The organism is Streptomyces sp. NPDC052687, from assembly GCF_040678395.1.
Classification (GTDB): domain Bacteria; phylum Actinomycetota; class Actinomycetes; order Streptomycetales; family Streptomycetaceae; genus Streptomyces.
Genome location: NZ_JBFATR010000091.1, coordinates 1 through 7740, shown reverse-complemented (window position 1 = coordinate 7740; position 7740 = coordinate 1). Strand labels below are relative to the sequence as shown.

Below are 7740 nucleotides of genomic sequence, written 5' to 3'. Positions count from 1 at the left end.
GGGGCGGCGCACCGGGCGGCAGGTCCACTCCCGGAGGGGGGTTGCGCAATGCGCACACCCCCTGCCATAGTCGTGGTGTGCACAAAGCGCACACCGACCGAATCGGGGAGGCCATCCATGTCCGTGATCGTTGAGAAGACCGCCGGGAACCGTGCCGAGATCTCGTGGAGCCCGGCCGAGGACGACCCCCGCGGCTACCTCGCCAAGGCGATCGAGTCCGAGCAGCTCGCCTACGCGCTGGAGTCGCTCGGGGCGAGCGAGACCGGACACACCGAGCCGACCGCGAGCGAGGAGTACGCCACGGCGATGGCGATGCACACGGCGAACCTCGCGCAGCTCCTGGAGCGCCGCGCCGCCGTCCAGGTCGTGCAGCTCCGCGACCACTACGGCCTGTCGTGGCGGCGTATCGCCGTCGCGTTGTTCGACGACGCCGACCGGCAGTCCAGCGTCCGACGCATGTACGACTCCGGCCGCCGTCACCTCGGCGTCTGACCACCCACCCACCAACCGACCAGACAGGAGACCAACCATGGCCATCTTCAACTTCGGCGGCGGCAACCAGGCCAGCAGCGACGACCCGGAGGCGCTGATCAAGGCCGTGACGGACGCGGGCGTCACCTTCGGCGGCTCGATCGTCCTGGGCGACAGCCACGGCGTGTCCGGCGGGACCCACCACGGCGACGTGCACGGCACCGAGCAGCGCGACCAGTAGCAGCGCGGGGGGCGGCCAACTCACTGCCAGGCGACCGGCCGCCCCTCCCACCCCCGACCACGAAGCCCCGCACCGGACCGGACCGGTGCGGGGCTTCTGCGTGCACGTGGTGGGGCGTCCGGGACACTCCCGTCATGAGCACCGCGCGACGCCCACTAGGCACCGGCCCGAGCACCACCAGGAGCACGACCACGGACCCGGCGCCGCACTCGCCGACAGCCGCCGAGCAGGCAGCCGCGGGCGAGTGGGTGGCCACTCCGGAGCCGCCCCGGCCACGACCGACGACGGGGCGCCGGCCGTTGGGTGTTCCCACGGGGAACAGCGCGGCCGACGCCCGGCAGGAGCGATCAGCGAGTTAGTGCGAACTGGGGTCAGTTCGCAGGTGGCGGGCCGGTGAGCCGGTCGATGGCTCGGGCCAGTTCAGCGGCCAGGGATGGCCCGTCGTTGACGCACAGGAAGCCCCGCCCGTTGGCGAGCCGGGTCACCCGGCGGCGCACCTTGCGGTAGCGGACACGCTCAGGCGCGGTGGCGAGCTGGGCGCCCGCGAGCCCGACGACCCGGTCGGTGGGCACGGGCACTCCGCCCCGGACGCGGCGCACGGTCCGTTGCTGGGTGACCTGTTGGGCGCGGGCGTACCGGCGCAGGATCCGCCCGGCCCACACAGCCGCCGCCGGGTCCAGCTCGACCCCGGCCGTCGCCGGGTCCAGCCCCCAGTAGCCCCAGAACCGGCCCGGCCCGGCCCCCGGCTTAGACCAGGCTTCCGGTACGCGGTGCTGGTACTCCTTCGCGCTGAAGCTGCCGTGCTTGGTGAAGTACACGGCGAGCCGCCTCGGGTCGCGCATCCGCTCGCCCTCCCGGAAGTCGACCGCCGTCCCGGCGAGGATGTGCCGGCGCTTCTGCTCCGGGTCCGGGTGGTCGACGATGTCCGCCCACACCACGGACAGCCACTCGCGGTAGGCGAGCCCGTCCCCCACAGCGGGGCGGTAGCGGCGCTGGGTGAGCCGCCGAAGCTCTCCGGCCGTCCCCTCGGGCTCCGGCCCCCACAGGTGGATGTGCGGGGCTCCCCGCCGCTGGAACTCCAACTTCCAGATGCCGACGAAGGCGAAGCCCCAGGCCCGTTCGAACCGCTTGCGCCACTGGTCCAGATGCCGCTTGACCGCCTTGCCCGTGGGCGCGACGGCCTCCCACTCACCGGGGTAGGTCAGCGTCGACATGGGCAGCCGCAGGCCCATCCTCAGCAACGGCGTGTAGTCCAGCTCAGCGAGCCTCCGCGTCATCCGAGAGCGTGACTTGCGGGACCACTCGGTGACGGTCCGGGTCGGCTCCGGGTCGGCCGGGTCGCCCACGTACTCCGCCCAGTACCGCCCCAGCGCGGAAGCCGCCTCGCGGGCTGCCGCCTGCTGACGTTCGGCCGTGCGCTCCCGCCGGGCCACGTCGGGCCATGCGATGGACACGACCCCCGGCGCAACCGTCAGCAACGGACGCGGCCCTTCCTGGCCCGTCCAGCCGGACCGTTTCGTGAAGAGTCCGGCCGCCGCCGAGACCAGATCGGGCGTGGGGAACGCCAGCTGGGTCCCCTGCCGCTGACCTGGGGTTTCGCTTACACGGCGAGTTTTGGCACATGTAACAAGCCCCACGGGCGCCCCGCCCGTCACGGGCTGAGCAAGATCACGGGCGGCAGCGGGAAGGGTCTCGATCATGGCCCCACTCCGCTCACGCGGGGGGGCTAGCGGCGCAACCTGCGCGGGCCGCTGTGGCGACGTCTGCGCGTCGCCTCGTACTCTGGGCACGAGCAACGTTCCTGTTCTCGTCCGGGTGAAGGACGCGAGAGCTGGGAGCGGACGGGTCGGAGGTGCGAACTCCGGCCCGTTGCTCATTTGGGCTGGTGGTGATCCTGGCACCGATCGGGCCAGAGGTTCCCTCCGCCACTCCCAGGCCCCTTGAGGCTGGTGTGACTTGGAGGGCCGGAAAGAGCCCCGCCGGGTATCCGGCGGGGCTTTGACGTGCGGTCAGGCCGCTGTGTCGAGTCGGGCGGCGAGCTGGGCGGCGGCGGCGAGGATCACGCGGACCTCACCAGCGGCCGTGGCCGGGAGGGCGGGGGAGACCGCCGGCGGGTGGGGCGGAGTCGGGGCCGGGATCCGGCGGGGGCGGAGGGCGACCGCGAGCACCGCGACGCCGACCAGGACGGACAGGAGGTAGGCAGCGTGGATCATGCGGCCTCCTCCTCACGGCCGGTGACGCGCCGCCAGGAAGCCCGCAGCCGCGTCTCCGACGCGGAGTGCCCCAGCTCCCGGAACCGCCGGGCCGCGTCCCGGTAGGACGGCACCCCCTCGGTGAGCCGGATCTCGGCGAGGATCGTGTCGATCTCCGGGTCGGTGAGGGCGGGGGCCTCGATGGCCGGGACCGGCTCCAGCGGACCCCAGACGGGCAGCTCCCATGACGGCTGTGACGCGGGCGTGACGGAGGCCGTCACGCTGGTCAGGGCACGTGCCGTGCCGTCCCCTTGGCGGGCCGCCTCCAGCACTCCCCACGCCCCGGCGAGCCGGTCCGCGGTCTCGGCCTGGACCCGTGCGACGCGCGCCCCAGCAGCCGTCACGGCGTCGAGCCGGGTGATCTCCGTCCCGGCCTGCGCCCTCAGCCGGGCGCGGGCCACGGCCGCCTCGTCGCGCGCCTGCTGCTGAATCGAGCGGATTGCGTCCAGGGCGTTCGGGGTGAGCGCGGTGCGCTCCCACATCCCATGGACGAGCCACAGGGCTTTCGCCGCGAGGGGCAGCCAGGCGACCGCCAGCCACGGGCCGGGGGAGTCCTCCCCGAGCGCGTGGGCGACGAGGACGCCCGTAGCGGCCAGACCGAATCCCCACCCGACCGCCATCACGGGCCGGGAGTGGTCACCCTGCGCCGCGAGGCGCCGTTCGTAGGCGAGGGTGGCGAGCCATCCGCCGTCCAGGCCCAGGCCCACGACGAGGGCGACCGCCCACGGCATGGACTCCCCGAGCCACATCACGACCACGGCGAGGGTCAGGACCATGGACACCACGGTCATGGCGACCGCCGGGGCGACCGTGGCGAACCTACGGATCTTGCTCATGGTCACTTCCCCTTCCGGCGGATCGCGAGGGAGACGCCCACCCCGGCCGGGGCGGCGGCGGCGACAGCGGTCGCGGTGTCGGCGGCCAGCCGCAGCACGGCCAGCAGCATCCCGAGCAGCCCGAGGCAGCCGACCGAGACCGCGAAGGTCACCAGGGCGCCGGTCACGGCGCGTTCGAACGCCTGCTGCGTCATGCCGACACCTCCCCGGCCTGCGTGGCGACGGACAGGGTGCCGTCCTCGGCACGCTGCACCTCGCCCGCCTCCACCAGGACCTTGACCGCCTTGGAGACGGTGCCCTTGTTGATGCCGGTCACCAGGGCGACGTCGGCCACCGTCCGGGCGCCCGCCTCGATCGCGGCCGCGACCCGCTCGCGGTTGGTCGACGGCTGGGTCGGGACCGCAGCCGCGGGCTCGACCTGAGGCGGCGCCAACTCGTAGTCGCCGTCCTTGACCAGGCGGAGCGGGGCCGGGGCGGAGCCGCCGGCCGTTCCGGCAGGCGCCTCCTCGCGACGCCACGGAGTCCGGGCGGGAAGGCTGGTGACGAGCCGGTCATCCGAGGCGTCCCAGACGGCCACGGGCGACTGCTCCATGTCCCGGCCGGTGCCTCGGACGTAGGCCAGACCGGGGCCGGGGAGCATGTGGTTCTGCCAGCCCTTGCCCATGATCTGCTGGGTCTCGGTCTGACCCGCCGTCTGGAGCACGACGCGCACGGACATGTTTCCGATGATCTGGCTCGGGATGCCCTCGCCCACGGTCGGCTTCTGCGTGCACCACAGCAGGTCCACCAGCCGCGATCGACCCTGTCGGGCGATCTGCTCCAGACCGGGCAGGATCGGGACCTTCTTGGAGTCCATGGCCATCAGGTCGGCGCCTTCGTCGACCAGGACCACGAGCCGGGGCCGTGCCTCGGTCGCGCGCCAGGTGGCGATCTGCTGCTCGCGCATCAGGTCGCGGCGGGCCAGCATCTCCGCCACCACCTCGGCCACCACCTCCGAGATGTCCTCGGGGTCGATCGCCTCGCGGGCGCAGTGCCGCCACAGGCCGGATTCCTCGCCCTTGGCGTCGAGGTAGATCACCGCCGACAGCGGGTCGAGCGCGTACGGGGCGAGGATCGTGCGCAGAAGCACGCTCTTTCCCGCGCCGGACGTGCCCGCGATCACCTTCCGGCCGTGGGGGAGGGTGACCACCTCGCCCGTGCCGGTGTCCAGGCCGATCCCCTGCCGGTCCGGGGTCCACAGCAGGGACGCGCCGTCGACCGCCGTGCGGGTCCCGAGGGTGAGCACCGCCCAGCCGCCCCGCTCCCCGGCCGTGACCCGCAGCCGCAGCGCCGTCCGGCACCCCAGCAGGTTCCGGATGTGCGACTCGGCAGCGGCCAGCTTCGCCACGTCCCACTGCCCGTCCAGCCGGACGGGGCAGGTAATGCCCGCGCCCCCGAGCTGGGGGACGCCGGTCACGGTGCCGCCCAAGCCACGGTCCGGGGCGTGCTGCACCCAGTACGCCGGATCCAGCCGCTCCATGAGCTGCCGCTCCTCCAGGCTGGCGCCGTCGTCCACGACCACGGTCAGCTTCCGCCGACCGAGCGCGAGCGCGGCCACATTCGCCACGATCAGCCCGGCCGACACCGACACGGGCCACAGCGTCCAGTCCTGCGGCGTCGACATCAGCACCGAGGCGCCGGCGCCCGGCACCGCGTGCACCGCGTGCGCCTGGATCGCCCGAGCCCGCAGCGTCGCCGGGTACGACCGCCGCGCCTCCTTGAGCTTGGCCCGCGCCTCGGTCCGGGCCTGCGCCGCTGCACGGTCCGCCGTCCGCGCGGCTTTGCGAGCCGTCCCGAACGGATTCTTCGACCCCTTGCGAGCCGCCCGGCGCTGAGCGCTCGCGGTCGCGGCCGTCGAGCGGGCGCTGTTGTACGCCCGCTGAGCGTCCATCAGGGCCTTGAGGTTCTCCGGGGTGCGGAGCTTGGCCCGGCGGTCCGCCTCGGTGTCCCAGCGCAGCGCGAGCGGCGCGCACACCGGGGCCAGACCGTCCAGAGTGTTCGTGATCGTCACGGCGACCGACTTGGAGCCGTCCGCGATCTTCGTAGAGACTGCCTTCAGGTCCACGGGTGTCCTTCCAGGGGTTCGTGGATCTAGGGCCGGATTGCCGTTCCAGCGGCGGTCCGGCCCGCCTGTTTTGTGGTGGTTGCTGCCTCGGTTGCGCCCGCGTCCCCGAGTTGACCCCTGCAACCGGGTCTGACCTGGGGGTTTCCAGGTTGACCCCGTTTCTGGGGAGGGGGCCCTACGCGTGCGCGCGCGAGGGGCGGCTAGTTGATCTCCCGTTTCGACCACGCTCGCGCGGTGTTCGGGGAGACGCCCGATAGCTCGTTGATCCGGCGGTAAGGGACCTCCATCCGAACCGCCTCGGCGATCAACGGACGCAGCTCCCGGTCGATCTCTTCGAGCTGAGCAAGGAGCTTGATCCGCTTCTGTCCCAACGGCTTAAGAGCCGCCTCGGCTTGGGCCCGGAGTTCGGCCGGTGTCATCTGCGTCATGCGTTCAGACTAACACGCCAACTCAGCCTGTGCAACTGATGCAACCCGAATGGCTGAATCACGTTGCGCGTGGCGGGATACAACTTTCCCTACTCGATCAAGGCGGCCCCTGCCGGGGCCGCGCGGCCCGCCGGTCGGCCGGGCCGCTCCTGTCTCCGCCCCGCTCCCCGGCCGCCCACGGGCCGCGCTCCGGCGGGGACTTGCCCAGGGAGGGCCACAGACGGCCGTCTGACGGCCTCTGGGAGCTTCCCAAGGCCTCTGGGTCAGACGGTCGCTGAAAGGCGCTCAGGGGGGCGCCCAGGGCGGCTACTCGCCGGGGTTTACGTGGCCAGCCGTCCGCCGGGTGCGGGCATCGCTGTTGTGCGCGTGGACAGGCTGGCGGGGAGGGGAGGGGGGCGGGGTGGCGCTGAGCGGCCGTCTGCCGGGCCGGAGTCGGGGCTGGGCGCCGTACCGCCGCCGTCACGGATGCGGACGCGTGAGCGGACCGCACCGCCCGTCCTGGGCCGATGGGGAGCAGCTGCTGCCGCGATGTGGCTGAGCCCGTCATGGGCGCTCCGCTCAGCGCGCCGCCATCGTGGCTGAGCGTCCGGCTCTCCCCGGTCGGGTGGCCGGTCACCGGGCACCTCGCTCGTAGTCGGCCAGGCGCCGGCGCATCTGCCGCACCGCGACGGCCGCAGCTATCCGGCGGGCGGCGGGCGGACCCCAGTAGGCGGCCAGCACCGGCAGCATCCCGACCGCCACGGCGGGCCACAGCCCGGCCTCCTCGCGCGTGATCAGCGTCCCCCCGACCAGCAGCAGCCCGGCGAGCGCCGCCGCTAACCGCTGGTCCTGGTCCTGATCCTGGTGGCTCATCAGACCTCCCGTGATCACTGGGCAACCCACCGTAGTGATCAGGTCTGACAGCGATCATCTGGGTTTCGGTTCCGCCCCGTCCTCCCACAGGCTCAGGGGCACCATCCCGAACCCGGTGTGAGCCCAGCGCATACGCGGATCAGGAACCGGCGGCGACTCCGCCGGGGGCTGACCTGCGGTTTTCGTTTCGTCAACTGACGGAACGGGCGGGCGCCGCATTACGACAGTTGACGAATCGGATCGCTCGTCGGCCCGGCCCTTGGCATAGGCGGTGAGCTTCAGCCGCTCCTCCCGCCGAGCCCGGTAGGCGTACTCGCGGTGCGTCCGGGAGCAGTAGGCGCGGCGCCGGCCGATCCCGCTCTGCCGGATCGGGTCGCCGCACCAGGCGCACAACGGCTCCCCCTCGGCGCCCCTGGGTGTCTCAGTGCTCATGGCCGACGACCGTACGCGGCGGGTCTCGTGGGGCGGCGCACCGGGCGGCAGGTCCACTCCCGGAGGGGGGTTGCGCAATGCGCACACCCCCTGCCATAGTCGTGGTGTGCACAAAGCGCACACC

At 72.9% G+C, this 7740-nt stretch carries 9 protein-coding genes; 2 read left to right on the top strand and 7 right to left on the bottom strand.

Annotated features, from left to right (window positions below):
* The first annotated feature begins 117 nt into the window (after positions 1-117).
* The gene (locus tag AB0K92_RS33215) at positions 118-492 is read left to right on the top strand and encodes a hypothetical protein (protein WP_365928995.1); all 375 of its coding nucleotides are present in this window, start codon (positions 118-120) and stop codon (positions 490-492) included.
* Between the two features lie 37 nt (positions 493-529).
* A complete protein-coding gene (locus tag AB0K92_RS33210) occupies positions 530-712 on the top strand; it encodes a hypothetical protein (RefSeq protein ID WP_365928994.1) in 183 nt (60 codons plus the stop codon).
* Positions 713-1083: 371 nt separating this feature from the next.
* Here AB0K92_RS33210 and AB0K92_RS33205 read toward each other — a convergent pair whose 3' ends face one another.
* The 7 genes from AB0K92_RS33205 to AB0K92_RS33175 form a co-directional block, all read right to left on the bottom strand.
* A complete protein-coding gene (locus AB0K92_RS33205) occupies positions 1084-2166 on the bottom strand; it encodes a hypothetical protein (RefSeq protein WP_365928993.1) in 1083 nt (360 codons plus the stop codon).
* 555 nt (positions 2167-2721) lie between these two features.
* Positions 2722-2925, bottom strand: coding sequence for a hypothetical protein (locus tag AB0K92_RS33200; protein ID WP_365928992.1), 204 nt, complete (start codon positions 2923-2925; stop codon positions 2722-2724).
* Positions 2922-3800: a protein spdB gene (locus tag AB0K92_RS33195; RefSeq protein WP_365928991.1), complete on the bottom strand. Its 879-nt coding sequence runs from the start codon at positions 3798-3800 to the stop codon at positions 2922-2924. The genes AB0K92_RS33200 and AB0K92_RS33195 overlap by 4 nt, the downstream gene beginning before the upstream one ends.
* Before the next feature lie 2 nt (positions 3801-3802).
* Complete coding sequence (locus AB0K92_RS33190; RefSeq protein ID WP_365928990.1) at positions 3803-3994, bottom strand: hypothetical protein; 192 nt, start codon at positions 3992-3994, stop codon at positions 3803-3805.
* Positions 3991-5904, bottom strand: a complete 1914-nt coding sequence (locus tag AB0K92_RS33185) for an FtsK/SpoIIIE domain-containing protein (RefSeq protein ID WP_365928989.1) — start codon at positions 5902-5904, stop codon at positions 3991-3993. Before AB0K92_RS33185 ends, AB0K92_RS33190 begins: the two co-directional genes overlap by 4 nt.
* A 200-nt stretch (positions 5905-6104) precedes the next feature.
* Positions 6105-6332: a hypothetical protein gene (locus AB0K92_RS33180; protein ID WP_365928988.1), complete on the bottom strand. Its 228-nt coding sequence runs from the start codon at positions 6330-6332 to the stop codon at positions 6105-6107.
* Positions 6333-6944: 612 nt separating this feature from the next.
* Complete coding sequence (locus tag AB0K92_RS33175) at positions 6945-7184, bottom strand: hypothetical protein (protein WP_365928987.1); 240 nt, start codon at positions 7182-7184, stop codon at positions 6945-6947.
* Positions 7185-7740 lie beyond the last annotated feature (556 nt).